This window comes from Nisaea denitrificans DSM 18348 (assembly GCF_000426505.1).
Classification (GTDB): Bacteria; Pseudomonadota; Alphaproteobacteria; order Thalassobaculales; family Thalassobaculaceae; genus Nisaea; species Nisaea denitrificans.
In genome coordinates this window covers 428,306-452,819 of the sequence record NZ_AUFM01000011.1, presented here as the reverse complement: position 1 = coordinate 452,819, position 24,514 = coordinate 428,306, and the positions used below count along the sequence as shown (strand labels likewise).

At 62.1% G+C, this 24,514-nt stretch carries 27 protein-coding genes and 1 riboswitch; of the genes, 23 read left to right on the top strand and 4 right to left on the bottom strand.

Translation table 11 applies throughout. From position 1 onward, the window contains the following. Positions 1–11 precede the first annotated feature (11 nt). The 16 genes from K328_RS0102920 (at position 12) to K328_RS22300 (ending at position 14,453) form a co-directional block, all read left to right on the top strand. Positions 12–302 (top strand): sarcosine oxidase subunit delta, encoded by a 291-nt coding sequence (locus tag K328_RS0102920; RefSeq protein ID WP_028464687.1) that lies wholly within the window; start codon positions 12–14, stop codon positions 300–302. Further along, positions 299–3,331, top strand: a complete 3,033-nt coding sequence (locus tag K328_RS0102915) for a sarcosine oxidase subunit alpha family protein (protein ID WP_028464686.1) — start codon at positions 299–301, stop codon at positions 3,329–3,331. Before K328_RS0102920 ends, K328_RS0102915 begins: the two co-directional genes overlap by 4 nt. Continuing rightward, positions 3,324–3,932 carry a sarcosine oxidase subunit gamma gene (locus tag K328_RS25530; RefSeq protein WP_051284372.1) on the top strand — a complete coding sequence of 203 codons (609 nt, stop codon included), beginning with the start codon at positions 3,324–3,326 and terminating at the stop codon, positions 3,930–3,932. The genes K328_RS0102915 and K328_RS25530 overlap by 8 nt, the downstream gene beginning before the upstream one ends. Before the next feature lie 54 nt (positions 3,933–3,986). Further along, a riboswitch (cobalamin riboswitch) is annotated at positions 3,987–4,209 on the top strand. A 145-nt stretch (positions 4,210–4,354) separates the two neighbouring features. Beyond that, on the top strand, positions 4,355–4,534 hold the full coding sequence (locus K328_RS0102905) for a CbtB domain-containing protein (RefSeq protein ID WP_028464685.1): 180 nt from the start codon (positions 4,355–4,357) through the stop codon (positions 4,532–4,534). A gap of 30 nt (positions 4,535–4,564) precedes the next feature. Beyond that, positions 4,565–5,305, top strand: coding sequence for a CbtA family protein (locus tag K328_RS0102900; protein WP_205620574.1), 741 nt, complete (start codon positions 4,565–4,567; stop codon positions 5,303–5,305). Continuing rightward, entirely contained in the window at positions 5,302–5,736 is a 435-nt protein-coding gene (locus tag K328_RS22305) for a DUF1636 domain-containing protein (RefSeq protein ID WP_156901157.1), read from the top strand. Before K328_RS0102900 ends, K328_RS22305 begins: the two co-directional genes overlap by 4 nt. Before the next feature lie 36 nt (positions 5,737–5,772). Then, positions 5,773–6,474 carry a hypothetical protein gene (locus K328_RS0102890; protein WP_028464683.1) on the top strand — a complete coding sequence of 234 codons (702 nt, stop codon included), beginning with the start codon at positions 5,773–5,775 and terminating at the stop codon, positions 6,472–6,474. Between the two features lie 105 nt (positions 6,475–6,579). Further along, positions 6,580–7,200, top strand: a complete 621-nt coding sequence (locus K328_RS0102885) for a LysE family translocator (protein ID WP_028464682.1) — start codon at positions 6,580–6,582, stop codon at positions 7,198–7,200. Positions 7,201–7,205: 5 nt separating this feature from the next. Beyond that, positions 7,206–7,700 (top strand): acyl-CoA thioesterase, encoded by a 495-nt coding sequence (locus tag K328_RS0102880; protein ID WP_028464681.1) that lies wholly within the window; start codon positions 7,206–7,208, stop codon positions 7,698–7,700. Positions 7,701–7,708: 8 nt separating this feature from the next. Continuing rightward, entirely contained in the window at positions 7,709–8,467 is a 759-nt protein-coding gene (locus K328_RS0102875) for an SDR family NAD(P)-dependent oxidoreductase (RefSeq protein ID WP_028464680.1), read from the top strand. Positions 8,468–8,606: 139 nt separating this feature from the next. After that, a complete protein-coding gene (locus tag K328_RS0102870; protein WP_028464679.1) occupies positions 8,607–10,214 on the top strand; it encodes an ABC transporter substrate-binding protein in 1,608 nt (535 codons plus the stop codon). A gap of 61 nt (positions 10,215–10,275) precedes the next feature. After that, positions 10,276–11,298, top strand: a complete 1,023-nt coding sequence (locus tag K328_RS0102865) for an ABC transporter permease (protein WP_205620573.1) — start codon at positions 10,276–10,278, stop codon at positions 11,296–11,298. Between the two features lie 15 nt (positions 11,299–11,313). Then, on the top strand, positions 11,314–12,243 hold the full coding sequence (gene nikC / locus K328_RS0102860) for a nickel transporter permease (protein ID WP_028464677.1): 930 nt from the start codon (positions 11,314–11,316) through the stop codon (positions 12,241–12,243). After that, positions 12,240–13,124, top strand: a complete 885-nt coding sequence (locus K328_RS0102855; RefSeq protein ID WP_028464676.1) for an ABC transporter ATP-binding protein — start codon at positions 12,240–12,242, stop codon at positions 13,122–13,124. Before nikC ends, K328_RS0102855 begins: the two co-directional genes overlap by 4 nt. Beyond that, on the top strand, positions 13,108–13,917 hold the full coding sequence (locus K328_RS0102850) for an ABC transporter ATP-binding protein (RefSeq protein ID WP_245577378.1): 810 nt from the start codon (positions 13,108–13,110) through the stop codon (positions 13,915–13,917). Before K328_RS0102855 ends, K328_RS0102850 begins: the two co-directional genes overlap by 17 nt. A 47-nt stretch (positions 13,918–13,964) precedes the next feature. After that, positions 13,965–14,453 (top strand): phosphatase domain-containing protein, encoded by a 489-nt coding sequence (locus tag K328_RS22300; RefSeq protein WP_051284368.1) that lies wholly within the window; start codon positions 13,965–13,967, stop codon positions 14,451–14,453. Position 14,454: 1 nt separating this feature from the next. On the opposite strand, the gene K328_RS0102840 is transcribed toward K328_RS22300, so the two are convergent. After that, entirely contained in the window at positions 14,455–14,808 is a 354-nt protein-coding gene (locus tag K328_RS0102840) for a RidA family protein (RefSeq protein WP_028464674.1), read from the bottom strand. Positions 14,809–15,038: 230 nt separating this feature from the next. Between K328_RS0102840 and K328_RS0102835 the strand changes: the two genes are divergently transcribed. Together K328_RS0102835 and K328_RS0102830 are read left to right on the top strand one after the other, a co-directional pair. After that, on the top strand, positions 15,039–16,061 hold the full coding sequence (locus tag K328_RS0102835) for a phosphotransferase family protein (protein WP_205620572.1): 1,023 nt from the start codon (positions 15,039–15,041) through the stop codon (positions 16,059–16,061). Then, positions 16,054–16,473: a DUF6285 domain-containing protein gene (locus tag K328_RS0102830; protein ID WP_028464672.1), complete on the top strand. Its 420-nt coding sequence runs from the start codon at positions 16,054–16,056 to the stop codon at positions 16,471–16,473. The genes K328_RS0102835 and K328_RS0102830 overlap by 8 nt, the downstream gene beginning before the upstream one ends. 188 nt (positions 16,474–16,661) lie before the next feature. Here K328_RS0102830 and K328_RS0102825 read toward each other — a convergent pair whose 3' ends face one another. Continuing rightward, entirely contained in the window at positions 16,662–17,099 is a 438-nt protein-coding gene (locus K328_RS0102825) for a methylglyoxal synthase (protein WP_028464671.1), read from the bottom strand. 118 nt (positions 17,100–17,217) lie between these two features. Here K328_RS0102825 and K328_RS0102820 point away from each other — a divergent pair, with 118 nt between their 5' ends. The 5 genes from K328_RS0102820 (at position 17,218) to K328_RS22295 (ending at position 23,270) form a co-directional block, all read left to right on the top strand. Next, positions 17,218–17,910 (top strand): RraA family protein, encoded by a 693-nt coding sequence (locus K328_RS0102820; protein ID WP_051284366.1) that lies wholly within the window; start codon positions 17,218–17,220, stop codon positions 17,908–17,910. Between the two features lie 24 nt (positions 17,911–17,934). Then, complete coding sequence (locus K328_RS0102815; protein ID WP_036553081.1) at positions 17,935–18,903, top strand: hydroxyacid dehydrogenase; 969 nt, start codon at positions 17,935–17,937, stop codon at positions 18,901–18,903. A gap of 13 nt (positions 18,904–18,916) precedes the next feature. After that, positions 18,917–19,672 (top strand): HpcH/HpaI aldolase family protein, encoded by a 756-nt coding sequence (locus tag K328_RS0102810; protein WP_028464668.1) that lies wholly within the window; start codon positions 18,917–18,919, stop codon positions 19,670–19,672. Next, positions 19,672–20,790, top strand: coding sequence for a malate/lactate/ureidoglycolate dehydrogenase (locus K328_RS0102805; protein WP_051284364.1), 1,119 nt, complete (start codon positions 19,672–19,674; stop codon positions 20,788–20,790). The genes K328_RS0102810 and K328_RS0102805 overlap by 1 nt, the downstream gene beginning before the upstream one ends. Positions 20,791–20,933: 143 nt before the next feature. Next, positions 20,934–23,270 (top strand): molybdopterin-containing oxidoreductase family protein, encoded by a 2,337-nt coding sequence (locus tag K328_RS22295; protein WP_051284362.1) that lies wholly within the window; start codon positions 20,934–20,936, stop codon positions 23,268–23,270. Position 23,271: 1 nt separating this feature from the next. Here K328_RS22295 and K328_RS0102795 read toward each other — a convergent pair whose 3' ends face one another. Next, positions 23,272–24,150 (bottom strand): isocitrate lyase/PEP mutase family protein, encoded by an 879-nt coding sequence (locus K328_RS0102795; RefSeq protein WP_028464666.1) that lies wholly within the window; start codon positions 24,148–24,150, stop codon positions 23,272–23,274. A gap of 106 nt (positions 24,151–24,256) precedes the next feature. Continuing rightward, complete coding sequence (rpmF, locus tag K328_RS0102790) at positions 24,257–24,442, bottom strand: 50S ribosomal protein L32 (RefSeq protein ID WP_028464665.1); 186 nt, start codon at positions 24,440–24,442, stop codon at positions 24,257–24,259. Between the last annotated feature and the right edge of the window lie 72 nt (positions 24,443–24,514).

Here is a 24,514-nt window from a genome sequence, read left to right as displayed (position 1 = left end):
AGGCGCCGGACATGCTTTATATCGACTGCCCCTATTGCGGCAAACGCGCCCACGAGGAATTCACCTATATCGGTGACGCCACCAAAAAACGTCCGGACGGCGCCGAGAAGAATGACCCGGCCTGGGTCGATTATGTTTATACGCGCGATAATCCGCGCGGCCCGCATCTGGAACTCTGGCATCACGGCCTTGGCTGCCGGGAAGTGGTGAAGGTGCTGCGAAATATCCTGACGCACGAGATCCTCGGGGCCGGACGGCCGGCGGACGATATTCCCCTGCCGGAGACGGAGACCAAGCCATGATTCGCGGCAAGGAACAGCAGCCCTTCCGGATTTCCGAAGGCGGCGAGATCGAACGTACCCGCCCCCTCGCCTTCAGCTTCGACGGTAAATCCTATACCGGATATGAAGGCGACACGCTGGCCTCCGCCCTGCTCGCCAACGGCGTCAAACTGGTCGGCCGCAGCTTCAAATACCACCGCCCGCGAGGCATCTATTCAGCCGGACCGGAAGAGCCTAACGCGCTGGTGAACCTGCGCTCAGGCGGGCGGCAGGAGCCGAACACGCGCGCCACCCAGATCGAACTGTTCGCCGGACTGGAAGCCAAGAGCCAGAACCGTTGGCCGTCCCTCGCCCTCGACGTCATGGGCGTGAACGACCTCGCCTCGCGCTTCCTGTTCGCCGGGTTCTATTACAAGACCTTCATGGGCATACCCGGTTGGCACTTCTATGAGCATTTCATCCGCAAGGCTGCCGGAATGGGCACGGCGGAGCATGTCAGCGATCCCGATCTTTACGACAAGATGCACGGCCATGCCGACATCGTGGTGGTCGGTGCCGGTCCGGCCGGACTTGCCGCAGCCCTGACCGCTGGCCGGAGCGGCGCCCGTGTATTCCTGATCGACGAAAACGACAAGCCGGGCGGCCGATTGCGCAGTGAGCGCGAGACCATCGACGGCAAACCCGCCATGGACTGGGCCGCAAGCACTCTCGCTGAGCTAGAGGAGATGGAGAACGTCACCCTCCTCCGCCGCGCGACGGCTTTCGGTTACTACGATGGCGACACCATCGCCGTGCTGGAGCGGGTATCCGATCATCTGCCCGTCCCCGCTCCCTTCCAGGTACGCCAGCGCCGCTGGCTGATCCACGCCAAAAAGGTGCTGCTGGCCACCGGTTCGACCGAGCGACCGCTGGTGTTCGACGGCAATGACCGCCCCGGCGTGATGCTGGCCGGAGCCGCCCGCACATACGCAAACCGTTTCGCCGTGCGGCCCGGCAAGCACGCCGTGGTATTTGCCAACAACGATGACGGATACCGCACCGCTCTCGACCTTGCCGAAGCGGGCATCGAAGTGCGCGGCGTGATCGACCCACGCACCGGCGGACAGGGTCCGCTGAAGGAAGACGTCATCGCCCAGGGCATTGATGTCGTCAGCGGGGCCATCGTGGTTCGCACGCATGGCTATCTCGGCCTTGCCGGCGTCGACATCGCCGATCTCGCCACGCTGCAGTCCGGCGCCATGCCGGAAACCCGCTACATTCCATGCGACCTGCTGGCGACCGGTGGCGGCTGGAGTCCGAACGTCCATCTCTACAGTCACCAGAGCGGCAAGCCGGTCTACGATCCGGCCATCGCCGCCTTCGTGCCGGGCGAATCCCGCATGAACGATCGCTCCATCGGCGCGGCGCGCGGACGGTTCAGCCTCGGGGACTGCCTTGCCGACGGGTATACGGCAGGTCAGGAGTCCGCCGAGGCACTTGGTTTCACTACTGGAGCTGTGGCTGATATCCCGTCCACCGACGAGCAGGCAACCGGCCCGCTCAAGATCCTCTGGCAGGTTCCGGCATTGCCGGGCCGCAAGGGACGGCGCTTTGTCGATCTGCAGGACGATGTCACCGCGGATGACGTCAAGCTGGCCCAGAGCGAAGGCTATGTCTCGGTCGAGCATCTGAAACGCTACACCACGCTCGGCATGGGTACGGATCAGGGCAAGACCTCGAACATCAACGGCCACGGTGTTCTCGCCGAAGCCCGCGGTCTCGACGTGTCCGAAGTCGGCACCACCACATTCCGGCCTCCCTACACGCCCGTCGCAATCGGCGCTTTTGCCGGTCGCGAAGTCGGCCGCCACCAGAATCCTGTCCGGCGTACGCCGATGCACGACTGGCATCTCGCGCACGGCGCACAGATGATGGAAGCTGGGCTCTGGATGCGGCCGCAATATTATCTCGGCAAGGATGAGCCCAATTCCCGCGAAGCGATGTTCAAGGCCATCGAGCGGGAAACGCTGGCAGTTCGGAACGCTGGCGGGATTTCCGATGTTTCCACTCTGGGCAAGATCGATATTCAGGGACCGGACGCGGCGGAACTGCTGAACCGGGTCTATATCAACGGATGGAAGACCCTGGCCGTCGGCAAGGCGCGGTACGGTGTCATGCTGCGCGAGGACGGCGTCGCCCTTGATGACGGCACCACCTCCCGGATCGGCGAGAACCACTATTACATGACGACGACCACGGCAGAGGCCGGGCCGGTGATGGAGCATCTGGAGCTGCATCTTCAGGTCCATTGGCCCGACCTCGACGTCAAGGTTGCCTCCGTCTCCGACGAATGGGCCGCCATGGCCATCGCCGGACCGAACAGCCGCGCCATCCTGCAGGACCTGTTCCCACAACTGGATCTCTCCAACGAGGGATTCCCCTTCATGGGTGTACGCGAGGCGAAACTCGGCACCTTCCCGGCACGGATCTTCCGCATCAGCTTCTCGGGTGAACTTGCTTACGAGATTGCCGTGCCCGCCGGGTATGGCGAAGCCGCGTGGGAACGCTGCCTTGCCGTCGGAGAGTCACACGGTCTCGTTCCCTACGGTCTTGAAGCGCTGAATATTCTGCGCATCGAAAAAGGCCATGTAACCGTCGCCGAGATCGACGGCCGAGTCTCCGCAGCCGATCTTGGCTTCGGCAAGATGATGAGCTCGAAGAAACGCTTCGTCGGCGACGCCCTTTCGACCCGCGAAGGCATGGACGATCCAGGCCGCCCGACGCTGGTCGGCCTGACACCGGTCGATGGCACGACCAGGATTCGCGCTGGGTCTATTCTGGTTGAGGACCCGAAAGCACCGCCACCGGTGCCAAAGCTCGGCCATGTCTCCTCCACCGCCCCGATCAGCCCGAATGTTGGACATCCGATTTCGATCGGCCTGTTGAAAGACGGTCCAAACAGGATCGGCGACACGGTCTGGGCGGTCTTCCCGCTGAAAGGCGAAGCGGTCCAGGTGAAGGTGACCAGCCCGAATGTCTTTGACGTGGAAGGAGCACGCCTCCATGGCTGACGCTGTGATTCTCGCCCGCCGCTCGGCCCTCGCCGGAATTCTGCAACCGGGCGACCATGGGGCCAACCGCTTCGACGGCCCCGGCATTCATCTGACCGAGCGCACCCCGTTTTCCGTGGTGCAAATCGAAGCCCGTGCCGATACGGCCCCGGCACTGGCCGACGCACTGGAAGCGGCCACCGGCACAGCCCCGTCCCTTACCCCGAACCAGAGCGCTGGAACCGGCCGGCCGCGTATCCTCGGCACCGGAACCGGCAGATGGCTTGTCGTGGAGCCGGAACATCGCGACCTCGCCGCGTATCTTCGTGGCGCGCTGCCGGACACTGTTGCGATCACCGATCTCAGCCATGCACGCACGGTGCTCCGGCTGTCAGGACGGGATACGCGGACACTGTTGGCGAAAGGCTGCGCTATCGATATGCATGCGTCGGCATTTTTGGCCGATACAAGCCGGATGACCGGGTTGTTCCACGCGGCATGCCTGATCGATTGCCGCAGTGCAGAGCCCGTGTTCGACATCTATGTGCACCGCTCCTACGCCGTACATCTGTTTGAAGCATTGCTCGACGGGGCGCTTGAATATGGCTGCCGCATTGCGTGAGCCGTCTATTTACAAACCCGGACACGCATCATGCTTGTCCGAATTGACCGGGAAGGATAGTTTGTGAGTGTTGGTTCCGCCGCTGTAAACATGGCGACGGATTAAAAGGGAACACGGCGAGGCGTACCCATCAGGGACCGAATCCGTGGCTGCCCCCGCAACTGTGAGCGACGAGCGACATCCGGACTGTGCCACTGGCCCCGCATGAGCGGACTGGGAAGGCAGGATGAAGCAATGACCCGCGAGCCAGGAGACCTGCCGACACCGATGCCGGCGCCCATGCGGCGGCATCAACGACAACGTCGGGGTGAGCGTCTTGCCATTTCGTCGGCCCAGGCCGCCGCATGGTTCTCTCGCCTCTGAACAAGCCCGGACACCGGCCCGGTGGGTGCTGTCCGGATCGTTTTTGATCGGAGGAACACATGACTTCTGCAGTTCAGCAATCCACAACTCTCAGCGCCAGCCAATCCGCCAAGATGATCGCCGTCTTTGCGCTTCTGGCCGGCCTCGGCATCGTCTATCTGACCGGCTTTGCCAATGCCACTGCCCTGCATAATGCAGCGCACGACACCCGTCACAGCATGGCCTTCCCCTGCCACTAAGGCCCTTGGCACGAAGGAACTGCGATGCTTATGAAATTCATAAAGTCGGCGCTCGCCGCCGGCTTTGCAGCAGGGATTCTGGTCGCGGCGCTTCAGGCAGTGACAACGACGCCTCTGATTCTTGAGGCCGAACGCTACGAAGGCGACATGGCCAGTGCCGGCGAGATTCTCGTCGCGCATTACGCCCGGAACCAGGCGGACGCCTTTGTCCATCTTGCGCACGGAACGGAAACCCACGGCACGGAACAGTCCTGGGCTCCGGAAGACGGCTTTGAGCGGACCTTGTCGACCTCGCTTGCCACGATTGGAACCACATTCGGGTTTGCCATGATCCTGCTGGCCGCGATGGTTCTCAGCAATGCGAGGATCACGGCCCGGACGGGCCTGATCTGGGGGGCTGCCGCCTTTGCCGCCACCGGTCTCGCTCCGGCCCTCGGTCTCAGCCCGGAACTTCCGGGCTCTGCCGCCGCCGTCCTGGAAGACCGGCAGATCTGGTGGATCGGCACGGCCCTGGCCACCGCCGCGGGTCTGTTTCTTGCGCTACGCGTCTCCACGCCGCTTGCGATCATCGCCGGTCTGGCCCTGATTGCGATCCCGCATGCGATCGGCGCACCGCACGCGGACGGCTATATCAGCGGCGTGCCGTCGGAGCTGTCCGGCCACTTCGCCGCTGCCTCGCTGGTGGTGCACGCCGTAACCTGGGCGGCAACCGGCTGCATCGCCGGTTTTGTCTGGGAACGCTCCGGCACCCCCGACGCAGCGGCCGCGTGAGCGATACATCAATGGCGGACGACGATCCTCGTCGTCCGCTTCATTCCGTTACCATTGATATCTGCACCGCCTGCCGCCGTTCCGATGATCCGGCGGGCGACGGACGCGTTCTGCTCGAGCGGGTCGGGGCACTCTGCACAGCGGAAGACGGCATCACCGTCCGCCCGATCGAATGCATGGCCGTATGCGACCGTCAGGTCACCGTTGCGCTCCGGGGCCCCGGTCTCTGGAGCTATGTGCTGGGCGACGTCGATGCGGAGAATGACGGCGCGGAACTGGTCGCCGCGGCCCGCGCTGTCGCCGCCTCTCCGCACGGGGTTCCCAAACTGCGCGACAGACCGCCGGTTTTCCGCAAGGGTGTGATCTGCCGGCTCCTGCCGCCGCCGGATCATGACGAAATCAAGACACAAGATAGCAGCGCCCCGGACTAGGCTCCGGCGCTAAACCAGTTGAGTTAAGAGGATCGAATGACCGGAATTCTGCTGCTTGGCTTCCTGATCGGGATGCAGCACGCCTTTGAAGCGGACCATGTCGCGGCCGTTTCCAGCATGGTCACCTCGGGGACTTCGGTTCGCCGTGCCGTCAATCACGGCCTCGCCTGGGGATTGGGCCATTCATTGATCCTCGGGGCCGTCACAGGCTTGATGATCGGATTCGGCCTCAGTGTCGGCGAAAAATGGAGCGCGCTCTTCGAATTCGGTGTGGGCATCATGCTTGTCGTGCTTGGTGGCCGGGTACTGCTGCGCCTGCTGCGCGAAGGCGGCGCCTGGCGCTTGCACCGGCATTCGGACGGCGCCGCCCATATTCACTTCGTCACCGCCGAGAGCGAACAGACGACGCATGGCCCAGCTGAACATGCGCACCGGCGCGGTCTTCCTCTCGGCACCATTTCCATCGGAATGGTACACGGTCTGGCCGGCTCCGGATCGATCCTGATGATGACGGCAATCGGCCTCGATACACCCTCCGATGCCATTCTCTATGTCCTGCTGTTCGGCATTGGCAGCATGATCGGTATGGGCGTGCTGTCCGCCATCATCGCCCTGCCCCTGCACTGGACGCAGAAGAGCCTGAAAACAGGCAATCTTGCCATCCAGGGCGTCATCGGGTTGGTCGCCGTGGTGATCGGGATCACCATTGCGGCGGAGAATGCAAGCGCGCTGATGTAAACCGCCAAAGCGGTTGAACCGGCTTCACATCATTTCCGGATTTGCGGCTGGATCAGGCCGCACCGCCGCGGCTAATCTCTTTCATCAACGTGGGAGACTGCTGCCATGATCGACCAGATCCTCGTCATTCTCGGTATCACGCTGCTCGTCATGATCAGTCCGGGCCCGGACATGGTGATCGTGATGCGCAACACCTTTGTCGGCGGACGTACGGGCGGGCTGCAATCCTCGCTCGGCGTGCTGGCCGGCAACATGGTCCACATCACCTATTGCGCCATCGGGATCGGCTGGCTGATCTCCGAAAGCATCCTGGCCTTCAACATCCTGAAATATGCCGGCGCCGCCTATCTGATCTATATCGGCATCATGAGCTTCCGCGCCAAAGACATGGCCCTCTCCGCGGAGACAAAGGCCGGATTGCAAAAGAACGCCGCCAAGAGCTGGTTCCTGCAAGGGTTCCTGAACAACATCCTCAACCCGAAGGGCACGCTCTTCTATCTCGGTGTCTTCACCATGGTGATCACCCCCGAAACCTCGGCCGCCACCACGCTGCTACTGGTCCTGATCATGATGTTGGTCAGCGCCCTGTTCTGGCTGTTTTTCGTTTACACGCTCGACAGTAATATCGTCCGGAACATGCTGGAGCGCGGCCAGAAAATCGTCAACCGGGTGTTCGGCGGGCTGCTGATCTTCCTTGGCATCCGCGTCGCCCTGATGGAGCGTTAACCAGAATGAGCTCAGTGCTTGACCAATATGGCGATCTCGCACGCTTTGCCGTCACCGACGATTTGAAGCAGCGGTTTCACATTTCCGACGACTGGCATTTCGCCATTCCGAAACTTGTGGAGTGGCGGGACTGCGATGCATTCGCGCATGTGAACCACACCGCCTACCTGACCTGGTACGAGAGCCTGCGGAACCTCTATTTCGAGGCGCTGGGCCATCCCCGGCATGCGATGGACGTGCCAGGCCCCGTGATGAAGCACCTGGAAACGGACTATCTGCGCGGCATCGCCTACCACACGCCGATTTGCGTGACTGGCCGCGTGGTCTCCATGCGCAATACCAGCATGGTGATGACCTATGCCACATGGGATGCCGAGGGCTGCTGCAACAGCTCGACCCAGCTCTTCGTCATGGTGGTGAACGAGACAGGCGAGAAAGCGCCGATCCCCGAGGCCCTGCGAGCCGCGATCATTGCGCTCGACGATCCCGAAACGGCATGAGGCGAGCCATGTCCGCCAAAACGGTATCCTATAATTTCACCGGACGAACCCTGTTCCTGACCGGGGCCGGCGGCGGAATACCGGCGGCTATTGCCAAGTTGTTCGCCGCGTCTGGTGCAAACTTGTTCCTGACCGACCTGCATCCGGAAAGCTTCACAGCACTTGCGGGTGAACTCGGTGACAACCCTTCCCTCGCGACCCACCCGCTGGATGTTTCCGACCCGGAAGCGGTCGCTGCCGCCGTCGCGGCCTGCCGGGACCGGTTCGGGCAGGTCGATTATGTCGTCACCGGAGCCGGGCTCTATGAGCAGGGCACCGTGGACGGCATGACAGACGAGCTCTGGCGGCGCGGCATTGCGGTCAATCTCGACGGCGTCTTCCACACCGTACGCGCTGCCCTGCCCCATATGCCGGACGGCGGCGCCATCGTGAACATCGCCTCGATGGCGGGGCACCGGGGTAGCTTCGGTCATGCGCCCTACTCCGCCGCGAAAGGCGCGGTTCTCTCCCTCACCCGCTCTCTCGCCCAGGAAGTGGCCAGCCGGAACATTCGCTGCAATGCCATCTCGCCAGGCCTGATCGACACGCCGATGGTGCGCGGGCTCATGCAGGAGCGCGGCGGCGACATGCTGAAAATGACTCCTCTGGGACGGTTAGGGACGCCAGAAGAGGTCGCCGGGGTCGCCGCTTTCCTGTGCAGTGACAGCGCCGCATTCCTGACCGCAGAGACCATTCATGTAAATGGCGGGCTCTACATCGCGTCATAGCCGCGGCACGCCTCAATTTGTTGCGCTGCATTGAACAAGTGTTTGAGATCACTGTCGCCAGCGTCTAGGCTGACGGCCTACGATTCATTCTGGATCGTGAAAAGATACCAACAAAAAACATAACTTCATGAGGCTTCACATGAACGCACTGGCAAAGAGCTTCGCGGTCGCGGCTTTGGCCGCATCCGTGGCGCTGCCCGCATCAATCGGGCAATCGTTCGCGGCCACCCCGGCGGACACCCTCGTCGTCGCCAACCGTATCGACGATATCGTCTCGCTCGATCCGGCTGAAATCTTCGAGTTCGCCGGCGGCGACCTCGCCAACAACGTGTACGACACGCTGGTTACCTTCGATCCGGCCAAGCTGACCGACGGCTACAAGCCCGGCCTAGCGGAGAGCTGGACCGTAAGCGAAGACGGCAAGACCTACACCTTCAAGATGCGCCCGGGTGTCAAGTTCCACTCCGGTAATCCGGTGACGGCGAACGACGCGGCCTTCTCGCTGCAGCGCGCAGTCATCCTGAACAAGACGCCGTCCTTTATCCTGACCCAGTTCGGCTTCACCGCCGACAATGTGAAGGAGAAGATCAAGGCGACCGACGACATGACCCTGGTCATGGAGACGGATAAAAAATATGCGACGTCCTTCGTCCTGAACTGCCTCAGCGCCACAATCGGCAGCATTGTCGACATGAAAACGGCAATGGAACATGAGGCCGATGGTGACATGGGGTACGAGTGGCTGAAGACCCATTCCGCCGGCTCCGGCGCCTATTCCCTGCGCGGCTGGAAGCCGAACGAGAACTACGTCCTCGAGGTCAACGAAAACTACTGGCGCGGCGCGGCCGACATGAAGCGCGTCTTCATGCGTCACATTCCGGAATCCGCCACCCAGCGCCTGCTGCTGGAAAAAGGTGACATCGACGTTGCCCGTAACCTCTCCCCGGACGACATCGCCGGTATCGCCGGCAGTGATGGCGTCAAGGTCGAGGAAGATCTCCGCGGCCGCATCATGTACTTCTCTCTGAATCAGGACATTCCGACCCTGGCGAAGCCGAAGGTGCAGGAAGCGTTCAAATACCTCGTCGATTATGAAGGCATGGCCAACACCTTCCTGCGCGGCCAGTACACCGTGCATCAGGCCTTCCTGCCTCTGACCTATCTCGGCGAGTTGAAAGACAAGCCCTACAGCCAGAACATCGAGAAGGCGAAGGCCTTGCTCGCGGAAGCGGGTGAAGCGGACGGCTTCGAGGTCAAGATCTTCGTGCGTAACGCTCAGGAACGTCTGGAAATCGCCCAGTCCCTGCAGAACATCTTCGCCAAGGTCGGTATCAAGGCAACCCTTGAAGTCGGAACCGGCAAACAGATCCTCGGCGCCTATCGTGCCCGTAAACACGAGATCTATCTCGGTGCCTGGGGCCCGGACTATCCGGATCCGCACACCAACGCCGATACCTTCGCGCATAACCCGGACAACGCGTTCGAAGCGAAGAACACCGGCAAGCTGGCATGGCGGAATGCCTGGGACATCCCCGCGATGACCAAGGAAACCGAAGCCGCCGTTCAGGAAAGCGACCGCGACACCCGGGCCGAGATGTACCGCAAGATCCAGGCGGACCATCAGAAGACCAGCCCGTTCGTCGTCATGCTGCAGAAAATCGAGCAGACCGGCTTGCGCAAGAATGTCACCGGCTTCTATACCGGCAGCGCCGTGTCCAGCGTCTACTATTGGACTGTGAAGAAGTAACCTTCCGGGATAAAGCTGCCGTATGGCACTGAACACATCACATGCGACAGGGAGAGGAGCGATGCTCCTCTCCCCGCGTTTTTTGCGGTCCGTTCTGAAGACAGTGGCAACCATCGCCGTCACCTTTATCGGGCTGCTGTTTATCACCTTCATCATCGGTCGCGTCATGCCGATCGATCCGGCGCTTTCGGTCGTCGGTGACAAGGCGAGCGAAGAAATCTATCAGGCCGCCCGCAAGGCGATGGGTCTGGATCAACCGCTCTATGTCCAGTTTTTCTACTACATCAGCGATGTTTTCCGGGGCGATCTCGGCACCTCCCTGCTGACCGCAAGACCGGTCGCGGAGGATATCATCCGGGTGTTTCCGGCAACCCTGGAGCTGGCGACAATCGCCACCATATTCGGCATCATTTTCGGTGTCCCCATGGGTGTCGTCGCCGCTGTCAACAAGGGCCGCTGGCCGGATCAGGTCGTCCGCGTGCTGGGCCTCTTCGGGTATTCCATGCCGGTCTTCTGGCTCGGCCTGATCGGCCTGCTGGTGTTCTACGGCGTGCTTGGCTGGGTCGGCGGGCCGGGACGGCTCGATATCTTCTTTGAGGATGTGGTGCCGAACATAACCGGCGTGATCCTGATCGACAGCCTGATCGCAGGGGACTTCGAGATTTTCGGCAATGCGCTGTCGCACATCATCCTGCCGGCGGCCGTCCTCGGCTACTACTCCATCGCCTATATCAGCCGCATGACCCGTAGTTTCATGCTGGAGCAGCTTAGCCAGGAATACATCACCACCGCCCGGGTGAAAGGTATCTCCGAATTCCAGGTGATCTGGCGCCATGCCCTCGGCAACGTGATGGTGCCGCTGATCACCGTGATCGCCCTCTCTTATGCCCAGTTGCTTGAGGGATCGGTGCTGACGGAAACGGTCTTCGCTTGGCCCGGTCTCGGCTTCTACATCACCGCCGGGCTGCTCTCCGCCGACATGAACGCCGTGCTCGGCGGAACCCTTGTCGTCGGCGGCGTCTTTGTTGGCCTCAACCTGCTCTCCGACCTGCTGTACCGGCTCGTCGATCCACGCGCCCGATAGCCGGACAAAGAAATCATGACAGCAGACACACTCAATCCCGCAAAAGCCGGCCTCCGGGCCTGGCTGACCACGGATACGCCCGCGTCGCGCGGCCATGCCCGCATGGTCCAGGCCTATCTCGGCTGGCTCTCGCTCACTCGAAACCCTCTGGCCCTGCTCGGTCTAGCCATTCTGGTGGTGCTGATCGCGGTCTCCGCTCTGGCGCCCTGGATCGCGCCGCACGATCCTCTGGCACAAGAACTGACCAACCGTCTACAACCGCCAGGCTCGCCAGGCCATCTGTTCGGTACGGACGAGCTTGGACGCGATATCCTGAGCCGGATCATCCACGGCGCAAGCATCACCCTCTACATCGTGACCCTTGTGGCTGTTACCGCGCCCGTGGTCGGTCTCGTGATCGGCACATTGGCCGGTTATATCGGCGGCTGGACAGACACCGTCCTGATGCGGCTGACGGACATCTTCCTCGCCTTCCCCCGCCTCGTTCTTGCACTGGCCTTCGTCGCCGCGCTCGGCCCGGGGATCGAGAACGCCGTGCTGGCCATCGCCATCACCTCCTGGCCGCCCTACGCGCGCCTCGCAAGGGCGGAAACCCTGACGGTGCGCCATCAGGATTACATCAGCGCCATCCGTCTACAGGGTGCCTCCGCCACCCGCATTATCGCGGGACACGTGATGCCGCTCTGCCTCTCCTCGGTGATCGTTCGCGTGACCCTCGACATGGCCGGCATCATCCTGACCGCCGCCGGTCTCGGCTTCCTCGGCCTCGGCGCCCAACCGCCGATCCCGGAATGGGGCGCGATGATCTCCTCAGGTCGCAAGTTCCTGCTGGATCAGTGGTGGGTCGCCACCATGCCAGGCCTCGCCATCTTCATTGTCAGCTTGGGCTTCAACCTGCTTGGTGACGGCCTGCGCGATATTCTCGATCCCCGGAGCGGCCAATGAGTGGCGCGAACGGCGGCAAGGACGGCGCCCTACTGACCGTCGAGGATCTTTCGGTCCGCTTCCACACCCGCACAGGCATCGTTGATGCAGTGCGCAATATCAGCTTCTCAGTCGGCCGGGAAAAAGTCGGCATCGTCGGCGAGTCCGGCTCCGGCAAGACCATGACCGGCCGCTCCGTCCTGAGGCTGATTCGGCCACCGGGGGAAATCACCGCCAAGCGGATGGAGTTCGACGGCCAGGATCTGCTGAAACTCAGCGAAAAGCAGATGCGCGATATCCGGGGTGACCGGATTTCCATGGTCATGCAGGACCCGAAATATTCTCTTAACCCGGTGATGACCATCGGCGAGCAGATCGCCGAGGCCTACCGGGTGCATACCGGCGCCTCCTCCCGGGACGCCAAGACACGCGCGGTCGAGATGCTGGCCGCAGTGAAGATCCGCGATCCGGAGCGGGTTTTGTCGCTTTATCCGCATGAAGTATCAGGCGGTATGGGCCAGCGCATCATGATCGCCATGATGCTGATCCCCGACCCGGACCTGATGATCGCGGACGAGCCGACCTCCGCGCTCGATGTCACCGTGCAGATGCAGGTGTTGGCGATCATCGACGATCTCGTTACCAAGCGCGGTATGGGGCTGATGTTCGTCTCGCACGACCTCAACCTTGTCGCTTCCTTCTGCGACCGCGTGATCATCATGTATGCCGGCCAGATCGTGGAAACCTGCAAGGCGAGCGAGCTGGACCAGGCGCAACATCCCTATACGCGCGGGCTGCTCAATTCATTGCCGCGCCTTGACCGTGAGCCCGGCCCGCTACCGGTGCTGGAACGTCAGGAAAGCTGGAAGACGGAGCCCGGTGTCGATGCCTATTTCAAGTGACGCTGGCCCCATGCCGCTGATTTCCGTAACAGATCTCGATGTCCGCTTCGGCTCCGACGACGAGATCGTGCATGCCGTGCGCGGCGTATCCTTCAACGTCGCGGAAGGAGAGACCTTTGGCTTGGTCGGCGAGTCCGGCTCCGGAAAATCCACCGTGCTGCGCGCCATGAGCGGCCTCAATGCAGACTGGACCGGTACCATCGAGATCGGCGGCACGCGCCTCGGCCGGGTTCGCGGCAAACCGTTCTACAAGCGCGTCCAGATGGTGTTTCAGGATCCCTACGGATCGCTGCATCCCCGCCATACCGTCGACCGCATTCTGAGCGAGCCCTGCCAGATCCACGGCATGAGCGATATCGACAACCGTGTTCGGGAGGTTCTGATCGCCGTCGGTCTCGGCCCGACGTTCCGGTTCCGCTATCCGCACCAGCTTTCGGGCGGACAGCGGCAGCGCGTCGCCATCGCCCGGGCTCTGATCCTGGAGCCGGAAATCCTTCTGCTGGACGAGCCGACCTCCGCACTCGACGTGTCGGTACAGGCGGAGATCCTGAACCTGCTGCAACGCCTGAAACAGGAACGCGGCCTGACCTTTGTTCTGGTCAGCCACGATCTCGCCGTGGTCGCCCATATGTGCGACCGGCTCGCGGTGATGAACGCGGGTCGAATTGTCGAGGAACTGACCATCGCCCAGCTCCGCGCATCCGAGCCGGCCGAGGCCTATACCCGCCAGCTCCTCAAGGCCAGCCTTGGGTATGACCGCTCAGCGGCAGCTGGCATGGAATCGTTCGATTGAACGTGCTGTTCATCTCTTGTTCATATTTGGGCGGATAGCATCCCGCCATGGAACATTATGGTGCGACAGAAATTCCGGTTCCCGGCACGCCGGGAACCCTCTTCCTCGGGCCTGTACCGAAGGATGAGGAGGCGGTTGGCGGCATAGCCAAGTCCGGTGTTGATGCCGTCCTCTCGCTGGCAACCGCGGAGGAGCTCTCCGAGCACGGCGTGCCGAACATGCAGGATGTATTCCTGCAGCATGCGTTGAGCTGGACACATTTCCCGATCAGGGATTTCGATATTCCATCGGAAACCGACACGAGGGCCTGGTCCGCGCTGGAGACCATTCTGGCTGAACGCCTGAAAACCGGTGGCCGTGTCCTGATCCACTGCCGGGCCGGCTTCGGCCGTAGCGGCATGATCGCCGCGCGTCTGCTCATGGCCTGTGGCTCAACGCCGGACGACGCGGTCGAGACGGTGCGTAATGCCCGCCCCGGAACCATCGAAACGCCGGCGCAGCTGGACTGGGCCAGAAACGCCGGCGCCTCAAGTTAGGTCAGAGCGCCGCGATAGCCATGATCTCGACGGTGTATTTCGGGCTGGCGAGCTTCGGCGATTCGACGCAAGCACGGCACGGGGTCGAACCCGCCACCACCCAGCCGTCCCAGACACCATTCATCTCGGCGAAATCATCCATGGAGTTCAACCAGATCGTCGCGGTCAGCAGCTTCGATTTGTCGGTGCCGGCCTCAGCAAGCAGAGCATCCAGGTTCGCCAGGATATCCTTGGTCTGATCGGCGACACTGGCACCCGGTGCGTTCTGGGCGACCTGGCCTGCCGTATAGACCGTGTTGCCGTGGACCACGACCTGACTCATCCGCTCGCCCGTGCGATAACGCTTGATATCCATAACCTGCTCGCTCCAATAGCGTTGAAAGAAGCGGCAGCATAAGCGGGCGCGGCTGCTTACGCATAGCCTCTTCCGCCGATCTCACCTGTGCCGAAGCGGGAACAGCCAGTAAGCTGCCATTCTCACATTCAGGCATTGCAAAGCGGAGCCGCGCTCGGCTTAATCGGCCCCGACAAATGGGCTGAAACGCTCGCATTAAGTTGGGGTAACGCTTGAGCATGGATGCAGGAATGCGCGCCGCAATAGCTGAATGGCTGCTGTCTGAAACGGGCGCTGAAAAAACCACCATTACCGGCGCCAAACTACTGTCCGGCGGCGCCATCCAGGAAAACTGGCTGCTGGATCTGGTTGTCCGAGGAGGACGGCTCGACGGACTGGAACAGGCCGTTCTGCGGACCGATGCGGCCTCAGGCGTGGATGAAAGTCATGGAAGGGTGGAAGAATTTCGCCTGCTGTCCGTGGGATTCGAGGCGGGAATGACTGTCCCCGAACCACTCGCCCTTGAGCCGACAGGCTCGATCACCGGCAAACCTTTTTATGTCATGCACAAGGCGGACGGCACGGCCAATCCCCGCATGCTCACACGCGATGCCGCCCTCGACCCGCACCGAACCGACCTTGCCCGACAGATCGGCCGGGAAATGGCCCGGCTACACCGTATCCAGCCGCCTCGTCCGGACCTGAATTTCCTTGGGGACGCTCCGGCCAATCCGGCCGCTCAGCGGATTTCCGAGCTCTACGGCTTCCTCGACAGCCTGCCGAAGGCCTATCCGGCTCTGGAGTGGGGGCTGCGCTGGCTGGAGTTGAACCGCCCGGCACCAAGCCCGGCCGTGCTCTGCCACCGGGATTTCCGCACCGGGAACTACATGGTCGCTGACGGCAAGCTGACCGGAGTTCTGGATTGGGAGTTCGCCGGGTGGAGCGATCCGCTGGAGGATGTCGGCTGGTTCTGCGCCCGGTGCTGGCGCTTTGGCTCCGACGCGCGCGAGGCCGGCGGCATCGGCAGCCGAGACGACCTTTATGCCGGGTATGAGGCAGAGGCAGGCTCGGCGCCGGACTGGTCTCTTGTTCCCTACTGGGAAGTACTTGCCACAGTGCGCTGGAGCGCTATCGCGCTGCTTCAGGGCGAACGACACAATTCAGGCGCCGAACGATCCATCGAACTCGCGCTCACCGGACGGAAAGCAGCCGAGATGGAGCTCGATATCCTGCAGCAGATCGGCGACATCGAAAGGACCCGTGCCAATGTTTGAAGCTCCCGGCAGAAAGGCCCTGGTCGAGACCGCACTCGCCGCTTTCCAGGACGACATTCTGCCCGCCCTCGACGGTGACAGGAAATATCTCGGCCTGATGATTGCGAGCGCGCTTGCCACTGCGGCCCGTGAGCTGGACACGGATGCGGACCCCGGTTCCATCCAGCGCATTCTAGACGGGTTTGCCAGCCTTTACGGCGAGGACAATGTTGCGCGGGCAGGACACGAACCTGAAATGAAGCTCGACATGCTGTCGCGGGACCTTGCCCGGGAGCTCCGCGAAGGCCTCTATGACAACGCCCTCACCGGCCCGGTTCATGCACTTCTGACAGTCCTGACTGAAGAGAAACTCAAGCTTTCCAACCCAAAATTTCTGGCTGCTCGCGAATATTCGCAGCCGACACCCAACTGATGCAGAATTTCCAGATAATCCGATATAAATTGATGCTTCAATAAACCGACCTACGAACCTGTTTTACTTTGCAGTTCTGCAGATGATCATAAAATCTCTGCTGCCCGCCGCAAAGAAACTGATGCAGCTCAGACACACTAAAAAACGCTGGAAAGGCAAATCCGTGCTGAAATGGCACAGCCTTTCAATCAGGGAAGCACCCGGTTGAGATAGCCTTCATTATCGGGTTCAGCCGCTTCATAGTCAGTGTCGAAGAAAGGGCTGCCGAGCACAAAATCGGCACTCGCCTGATTGCAGGCAAGCACAACGTTGTAGAGCGTACAGAGCCGGAGCAACGCCTTCACATCCACATCATGCGGCATGGACGTCATCGGGTCTGTGAAGAAAAGCAGGATATCGAGCCCACCTTCCGCGATCCGCGCGCCCATTTGCTGGTCACCGCCGAGCGGACCGCTTTTCAGGCAGTGAATTGCAAGACCGGTATCTTCGGCGATGACCTTCCCCGTTGTCCCGGTTGCGTAGAGATCGTGCCCGGCGAACCGATCCCTGTGCGCGTGCACGAAAGCCCTGAGCGCCGGTTTGCGGGCATCGTGGGCGATCAGTCCGATGCGCTTGCGTTCCTTCATGAGATACGGTCCCCGCTTTCAGGCGATAGTTTCCAAAAGGGCGCTACACTGTCCTGTGAGCGATCGTTAAGCTGCAAGAAAATATCAATCAAAAACAACTTATATAGGACGGGAGGACATGTCCGAAATCACCTTAGCCGATCTGCGCAAGCTGACGGAGTGGGATACCCCCACGATCTGCAACGGCCTCGAGGTCGTCACACCAGAGCGCCGGACCATCGGCTTCACCACCATGCCGCTGGTCGCGCTCGATCCGTCCCTGCCCCCGATCTGCGGCTATGCCCGCACCGCCACGATGCGCGCCGTCACACCGCCTCAGGGCGACGCCAAGGCAACCCGCGCCGCCTATTACACCTATGTCGCGGACGGCGCTCTCCCCCGCATCGTGGTGTTGCAGGATCTCGACCCTGAGCCCGGTTTCGGTGCCTTCTGGGGTGAGGTGAACACCAATATCCACAAGGGTCTCGGCTGCCTCGGCTGCGTTACCAACGGATCCTTCCGCGATGTCGATGCCTCGGCACCCGGCTTCCAGATCCTCGGCGGCAAGGTCGGCCCGAGCCATGGCTGGGTTCATCCCGTCGATTTCGGCGTGCCGGTGAATGTCGGCGGCATGGCGGTCAATCACGACGATATCATCCATGCAGACCGGCATGGTGCCGTGGTGGTGCCTGCCGACGCTGTTAAGAAGCTGCCGGATGCCATCGCCCTGCTGGAGCGGCGCGAGAAAGTCATTCTCGATGCCGCCAAGTCACCGGATTTCGACATCGACAAACTGAAGGCCGCAATGGCCGGTTCCGCTGAAATCCACTGATCCGCCAGCCTGAGGGACCCAAATATGAACAAGTTTCATGTGCTGGTCGTCGACAAGCTCAACGACGCCGGTCAATCCCAGTTCGACGCCCGCGATGACGTCAAAACCACAGTCCTGCAATTTGCCACCGAAGAAGAGCTGATCGCTCATGCTGGTGATATCGATGCCATTGCGGTCCAGACTACAAAGATCCCGCGCGCGGTGATCGAGGCGGCTCCCAACCTCAAGGTCGTCTCCCGTCACGGCGTCGGATACGATTCCGTCGATGTCGCAGCCCTTACCGAACGCGGTATTCCACTCTGCGTTGCCGCTACGTCGAACGCCGTCTCGGTGGCCGAGCACACGATGTACTTCATTCTTGCGCTGGCCAAGAAAAGCGTCGAGTTCGACCACGCCACACGGAACGACAATTTCTGGATCAAGCGCCAGATGGGCGCCCAGGACATTGCCGACAAGTCCGTGCTGCTGGTCGGTTTCGGCCGGATCGGCACGCGCGTCGCCAAGCGGGCGCTGGCCTTTGACATGAGGGTTTCGGTCATCGATCCCTTTGTCGATGACGACGTCATCAAGGCGGCAGGCTGCACGCCGGTCAAACATCTGGATGCGGTTCTGCCGCAGATGGACTTCGTCTCCCTGCACTGCCCGAAAAGCGCGGAGACTGTGAACCTGCTGGGCAAAGCCCAATTCGCCGCGATGAAACCGACCGCACATGTGATTAACACCGCACGCGGCGGCATGGTGGACGAGGAAGCGCTTTACGATGCGCTGACCTCCGGCGCCATCGCCGGGGCCGGCATCGATGTTTTCGCCAGCGAGCCGCCGAAGCCGGAACACCCGCTGTTCCAGCTCGACAACATCATCGTCAGCCCGCACAGCGCCGGCGTGACCGAACAATCGATTCTGCGGATGGCGAGCCAGACGGCGGAGAACGTTCTCAACGTGCTCGACGGCAAGCCGAATCCGGACACCGTTATCAACAAAGAAGTGCTCTAGGGAGGGCCCGGCCATGAAAACACGACTGAAGGACTGCCTGAAAGACGGCCGCGGCGCGATTAACGGCTGGCTTTCAATTCCAAACACCTTCACCGCGGAAATCTTCGCGGCGCAGGATTTCGATTCCATCACCATCGATCTGCAGCACGGTCTGGTCGATTACCAGGCCGCGCTCACCATGCTTCAGGCCATGAGCGCATCGGACGCGACGCCGATGGTCCGCCCCCCGTGGCTTGAGCCCGGCATCATCATGAAGCTGCTGGATGCCGGAGCCCTTGGCGTCATCTGCCCGATGGTGAACAACCGGGCGGATGCGGAAGCCTTCGTCGGCGCCTGTAATTACGTGCCCGACGGCTACCGCTCTTCCGGCCCGACCCGCGCCGGGATGATCTATGGCGGCGACTATCACAACCAGTCCAACACGACGATCGTCACCCTGGCGATGATCGAGACCCAGGAAGCGCTGGCGAATGTCGCCGAGATTGCGGCCACGCCGGGTCTGACAGGCCTCTATATCGGCCCGAGCGATCTTTCCATCTCGCTCGGCCACAAGCCCGGCCTGGACCGTGCCGAGCCGGAAATGCTGGAAGCCATCGACAAGATCCTCACCGCCGCCAAGGCAGCGGGCATCAAGGCGGGTATCCACTGCCTGGAGAACAGCTACGCCAAGAACATGCTGGCCAAAGGTTTCGATCTGGTGACCCTGTCCAACGACGTGCGGCTCCTCTCCTCTTCGGTCAATGCGGCCGTGAGCGGCATGCGGGCCTGATGGGCGCGCAAAATGAGGTCCGGGTTGCTCCCGATGTGATGATCCGGCTGGTGCGCGCGATGTTCGAGCGCGCCGGCTGTTCCGGAACGGAGGCCGCCTGCATCGCGGAGCGGCTAACCGGGGCCAATCTCCGGGGACATGACAGTCACGGCGTGATCCGGGTGCCGCGCTACCTCGAATGGGCCGAGAGCGGGCGGCAGAAGATTGGCCAGACTATCGAGATCGTCATGGAAAACGACGTCATGGCGATCCTCGACGGCAATTACGGCTTTGGCCAGAGCATCGGCGAACAGACCATCGATCTCGGTCTGAAGAAGGTGAAGCAGCATGGCCTCGCCCTGACGGCTCTCCGAAACTCCGGCCATCTCGGCCGGATCGGCGACTGGGCGGAGCGGGCAGCGGAGGCCGGTGTGGCCTCGCTGCACATGGTCAATGTCCGTGGCTCCCTGCTCGTCGCCCCGTTCGGCTCCCGGGAGCGGCGCATGGGCACCTCGCCCTTCTGCATCGGCATTCCCGTCGCGGGGCAGGATCCGGTCGTTCACGACTTCGCCACATCCACCGTGGCCGAAGGCAAGGCCCTGGTCGCCCTCAGGGGCGGCAAACCATTGCCCGAAGGCTCCCTGATCGACGCGGACGGCTCCCTGACGAGCGATCCCCGACCGCTTTATGGCGACGTCCCCGAAGGCAAGGCACCGATGCCCTATGAAGGTCCCGGCGCGCTCACCGCATTCGGGGGCCACAAGGGGTCAGGTCTGAACTTCATGATGGAGATGATGGCCGGCGCCCTCACCGGCTCCGGCTGTGCCGGAGGCCCTGACGAGCCGGATCGGCGGCGGTTCTGCAATGGCATGCTCTCGATCTTTATCGATACCGAGAAGTTCGACGGTCAGGACAGCATGGCGGACGAGATCAAATCCTACATCGCCTTCGTGAAAAGCGCCCGCACGGCGGATGGTCACAGTGAAGTTCTGGTGCCCGGCGAGAACGAGCGCCGCGTCATGGCGGAACGCCAGGCAGCCGGCCTGCCACTGGCGGAAGCCGCCTGGTCGGACATCCTCGGCGCCGCCCGAAAGCTCGGCTTCACGGAAACGGAAATCGCAACACTTACCGCTGCATAATCTCTCCTCTAAAACCGTCATCCCTGCGGACGCAGGGACCCAGGGATGGCGGGTGTAGCTCTATGATCGGCTAGGTCCCGGCTCTCCGGCCGGGATGACGACCTTTTTATGCTTTCCCGCTATCCTTTGGGGAGTTCCCACTCATGACCGAACAGGCACGCATCCCCGCCTTCTGCACCCAGTGCCGCTCACGCTGCGGCTGTGTGGCCACTGTCGAGGATGGAAAGCTGCTCGGCATCGACCCGCTGCCGAACCATCCGAGCGGCGCCAAACTCTGCCCCAAGGGCAAGGCCGCACCCGAGCTGGTCTATCACCCGGACCGGCTGACCCGACCGCTGCGGCGAACCTCTCCCAAGGGCGCGAAGACGCCGACCTGGGAGCCGGTCACCTGGGGCGACGCGCTGGACGAGATCGCCGGCCATATGGGCCGTATCCGGGATGAGCACGGCCCCGAGCAGGTCGCCTTCTCCGTCACCACGCCGAGCGGCACGCACATCTCCGACAGCATCTCCTGGATAGAGCGGTTCATCCGCGCCTATGGCAGCCCGAACACCATCTACGGGACGGAGATCTGCAACTGGCATAAGGACATCGCCTCCCGTTTCACCTACGGCACCGATATAGGCACGCCTGACTTCGCCCATACGGATTGCGTGCTGCTCTGGGGGCACAATCCGGCCGCGACCTGGCTTGCCCGGTCGACCGAAATCCAGAAAGCCATCCGCAAAGGCGCGAAACTGGTCGTCATCGATCCGCGCCCGACGCTCTTTGCCCGCCGCGCCGATTGCTGGCTCCGCGTCCGCCCCGGAACGGACCAGGCCGTGGCGCTGGGATTGCTCCATCTGATGCTGGAAAGCGGCCGGTTCGATCAGGCTTTTGCCCGCACATGGACCAACGCCGCCTTTCTGGTGCATCCCGAAACGGGCCACCTCCTGCGGGAAAGCGATCAGGCGCCGGAGGGAAGTCCCGACATCCTGCTCGCAGCCTCTTCGGCGGGTGGCGCTCCCCTGCGATACGATGCGAAAGAAGGCCGCTGGCTGGATGCACCGGAAGACGCGGCACTGTTCGGCTCACATACTGTCGAAACCGGCGATGGCACATTGCAATGCCGGACCGGGCTGCAGGCCCTTGCGGACGAAGCCGCCAAATATCCACCGGAACGGGTCGTCGAAATTGCCGGTATCAGCGAAGACGATCTTCACAAGGCCGCCGACATCCTCTTTAAAAGCCCATCGCTCGCCTATTACGCCTGGAACGGCGTCGGACAAAGTCTGACCGCGACCCAGACGGACAGGGCGATCTCCACCCTCTACGGGCTGACCGGTCATTACGGCAGGAAAGGCGGCAATGTTCCGGGCGGTGCGGCCAAATTCAACGACATCGCCGGGCATGACCTTTTGAACGACAGCCAGAAGGCGAAGGCGCTTGGCCTCACCGAACGCCCCCTCGGCCCCGGCAGGCACGGTTGGGTGACGGCGCGGGACGTCTATCGCGCCATTACCGATGGCACGCCCTACCCCGTCCGCATGCTGTTCTCCTTCGGCGGCAACCCGCTTGCCTCCCAGCCGGACACAGCCCGGGCAAAAGACGCCTTCTGCAAGCTCGACTTCCACGTCCATACGGACTTCTTCCTGAACGAGAGCGCCAAGCATGCGGATATCGTGCTGCCGGTGGCAACGTCATGGGAGCGTGAAGGGTTGCGGAACGGCTTCGATGCCAGCCTTGAGGGCATGCGCAAGGTTCAGCTCCGGCCCGCCGTGATGGCACCTGTCGGCGAGACGAAAAGCGATACCGATATCGTGCTGGAGCTGTCCCGCAGGCTTGGCCTTTCGGACGTCATGTTCGATTGCGACGCGGACAAGGGACACGCCCACATCCTTGTACCCTCGGGGCTTGATCTGAACGCCCTCAGGGCGGCGCCAGAGGGTGTCACGCTGGATACAGAGGTCGCAACCGAAACACACCTTGCAAACGGCTTCCCAACCCCGTCCAAGCGGCTAGAGATCTATTCCGAACAGATGCTGGAACATGGCTACGCCCCGGTGCCGAGCCTTGATGCCGAAGAGCTTCCGAAAGAGGAAGACAGTCTCTTCCCGCTCCGCCTTGGATCGGCCAAGACCGTTGTCTATTGCCACAGCCAGCACCGCAATATCCTGTCACTCAGACGGCTGCAACCGGACCCGATCCTGGAGATGGCGCCCGCCACGGCGGAAGCACGCGGGATCGCCGATCATGACTGGGTGGAGATCAGCACGAAGGCCGGGAAGTTCATCGCCCGCGCCAAGCTCGGCAAGGACCTCGCGCCCGGCGCCGTTTTCGCGCAGCATGGCTGGGCCGTCAGCGACAGCACGGATACGCCGAACACAGAGGGTAATGCTCTCGCGGCCAACATGAACGCCGCCATCCCGACCGAAAAATGCGATCCGATCAGCGGCTCCATCCCGCTGCGCTGCTCCTGGTGCGAGGTGCGGAAGATTTGATTCACTCGCTCCGATAGCGCTCTTCCAGCCCGTAATACCAATCGAACCCTACCGTCTCGTATAACTCATCAAAACTCAGCAGCCGGTCTGGACCCGGATGGTTGCCATGCGCCATCAGGGCGAGCGCGTCGCGCATGGCCCGGATCGAGACATTCAGCAGGGTGACGCCGAATAACAGGCAGTCATAGCCGATCGCCTCCGCCTCCTTGGGACTGAGCAGCGGCCTGCCCTCCCGCTCAAGCTGGGCGAGCAGTTTCGGCACACTTACCCGACGGCAAAGCTCTTCCATCTCGCGACGGCTCTGTGGGCCTTCGAAATAGACGATATCCGCGCCCCGGTCGGCGAAAGCCTCGCACCGCCAGAGCGCTTCATCCAGCCCTTCGGCAACCCGGCTGTCCGTGCGGGCGAGAATCAGCACATCACCGCCGCCAGCCTGGATTTCGTCCCGCATGTCGAGCGCGGCCTGCAGCCGGGTCAGTGCCTCGCCCCGCGGCACCACCTCAACGCCCTTGGCGAATCCGCAACGTTTCGGGAAAACCTGATCTTCCAGCATGATGCAGGCGATTCCCGCATCGGCGAAACCCTTCACCGTGCGCCGGACATTGACCGGATTTCCAAATCCGGTGTCCGCATCGCCGATCAGCGGAATTGAGACGGCACCCGCGATGTCCCGGGCCTGATCGAGGATTTCCTTGTAGGAGAGCAATCCCGCGTCCGGCAAGCCGATCTGCGTCGCGCTGACCGCGTAGCCGCTGACATAGGCCACATCGAATCCGGCCCGCTCCACCAGTTTCGCGCTCATCGCGTCATAGCAACCCGGAATCGTCAGGATTCGCCCCGACGCAAGACGTGCCCTCAACGCCGCCGCATTTCCCGCCATCTTCGTCTCCCCCGCTTATTTGATTGCCGGAAGAACGATAGCCCTGACGCCAGAATGGAAAAAGGCCCCAAAAGGGGCCTTTTCACGTCACATATCCGTGCAGGTCTTAGAAGGCGTCTTTGACCTTCAGTACCTGGCGACCGCGATACATGCCGGTCTTCAGATCGATGTGGTGCGGACGGTGCAGCTCACCGGTATCCGGGCTTTCCACATACGCATCAGACTTTACCCGATCATGGGCACGACGCATGCCGCGCTTCGACGGGGTCGTTTTCCTTTTAGGAACTGCCATGTCACTTATCCTCAATTCGTCGGTACCGATTGCACCGACGGTGCGATCTCAGGGGCGCTGTATTAGTTGGTT

Excerpts from the sequence above, each read along its gene's own strand:
- K328_RS0102920 (WP_028464687.1), top strand. The coding sequence starts at position 12 with ATGCTTTATATCGACTGCCCCTATTGCGGCAAACGCGCCCACGAGGAA.
- K328_RS0102915 (WP_028464686.1), top strand. The coding sequence starts at position 299 with ATGATTCGCGGCAAGGAACAGCAGCCCTTCCGGATTTCCGAAGGCGGC.
- K328_RS25530 (WP_051284372.1), top strand. The coding sequence starts at position 3,324 with ATGGCTGACGCTGTGATTCTCGCCCGCCGCTCGGCCCTCGCCGGAATT.
- K328_RS0102905 (WP_028464685.1), top strand. The coding sequence starts at position 4,355 with ATGACTTCTGCAGTTCAGCAATCCACAACTCTCAGCGCCAGCCAATCC.
- K328_RS0102900 (WP_205620574.1), top strand. The coding sequence starts at position 4,565 with ATGAAATTCATAAAGTCGGCGCTCGCCGCCGGCTTTGCAGCAGGGATT.
- K328_RS0102890 (WP_028464683.1), top strand. The coding sequence starts at position 5,773 with ATGACCGGAATTCTGCTGCTTGGCTTCCTGATCGGGATGCAGCACGCC.
- K328_RS0102885 (WP_028464682.1), top strand. The coding sequence starts at position 6,580 with ATGATCGACCAGATCCTCGTCATTCTCGGTATCACGCTGCTCGTCATG.
- K328_RS0102880 (WP_028464681.1), top strand. The coding sequence starts at position 7,206 with ATGAGCTCAGTGCTTGACCAATATGGCGATCTCGCACGCTTTGCCGTC.
- K328_RS0102875 (WP_028464680.1), top strand. The coding sequence starts at position 7,709 with ATGTCCGCCAAAACGGTATCCTATAATTTCACCGGACGAACCCTGTTC.
- K328_RS0102870 (WP_028464679.1), top strand. The coding sequence starts at position 8,607 with ATGAACGCACTGGCAAAGAGCTTCGCGGTCGCGGCTTTGGCCGCATCC.
- K328_RS0102865 (WP_205620573.1), top strand. The coding sequence starts at position 10,276 with ATGCTCCTCTCCCCGCGTTTTTTGCGGTCCGTTCTGAAGACAGTGGCA.
- nikC (WP_028464677.1), top strand. The coding sequence starts at position 11,314 with ATGACAGCAGACACACTCAATCCCGCAAAAGCCGGCCTCCGGGCCTGG.
- K328_RS0102855 (WP_028464676.1), top strand. The coding sequence starts at position 12,240 with ATGAGTGGCGCGAACGGCGGCAAGGACGGCGCCCTACTGACCGTCGAG.
- K328_RS0102850 (WP_245577378.1), top strand. The coding sequence starts at position 13,108 with ATGCCTATTTCAAGTGACGCTGGCCCCATGCCGCTGATTTCCGTAACA.
- K328_RS22300 (WP_051284368.1), top strand. The coding sequence starts at position 13,965 with ATGGAACATTATGGTGCGACAGAAATTCCGGTTCCCGGCACGCCGGGA.
- K328_RS0102840 (WP_028464674.1), bottom strand. The coding sequence starts at position 14,808 with ATGGATATCAAGCGTTATCGCACGGGCGAGCGGATGAGTCAGGTCGTG.
- K328_RS0102835 (WP_205620572.1), top strand. The coding sequence starts at position 15,039 with ATGCGCGCCGCAATAGCTGAATGGCTGCTGTCTGAAACGGGCGCTGAA.
- K328_RS0102830 (WP_028464672.1), top strand. The coding sequence starts at position 16,054 with ATGTTTGAAGCTCCCGGCAGAAAGGCCCTGGTCGAGACCGCACTCGCC.
- K328_RS0102825 (WP_028464671.1), bottom strand. The coding sequence starts at position 17,099 with ATGAAGGAACGCAAGCGCATCGGACTGATCGCCCACGATGCCCGCAAA.
- K328_RS0102820 (WP_051284366.1), top strand. The coding sequence starts at position 17,218 with ATGTCCGAAATCACCTTAGCCGATCTGCGCAAGCTGACGGAGTGGGAT.
- K328_RS0102815 (WP_036553081.1), top strand. The coding sequence starts at position 17,935 with ATGAACAAGTTTCATGTGCTGGTCGTCGACAAGCTCAACGACGCCGGT.
- K328_RS0102810 (WP_028464668.1), top strand. The coding sequence starts at position 18,917 with ATGAAAACACGACTGAAGGACTGCCTGAAAGACGGCCGCGGCGCGATT.
- K328_RS0102805 (WP_051284364.1), top strand. The coding sequence starts at position 19,672 with ATGGGCGCGCAAAATGAGGTCCGGGTTGCTCCCGATGTGATGATCCGG.
- K328_RS22295 (WP_051284362.1), top strand. The coding sequence starts at position 20,934 with ATGACCGAACAGGCACGCATCCCCGCCTTCTGCACCCAGTGCCGCTCA.
- K328_RS0102795 (WP_028464666.1), bottom strand. The coding sequence starts at position 24,150 with ATGGCGGGAAATGCGGCGGCGTTGAGGGCACGTCTTGCGTCGGGGCGA.
- rpmF (WP_028464665.1), bottom strand. The coding sequence starts at position 24,442 with ATGGCAGTTCCTAAAAGGAAAACGACCCCGTCGAAGCGCGGCATGCGT.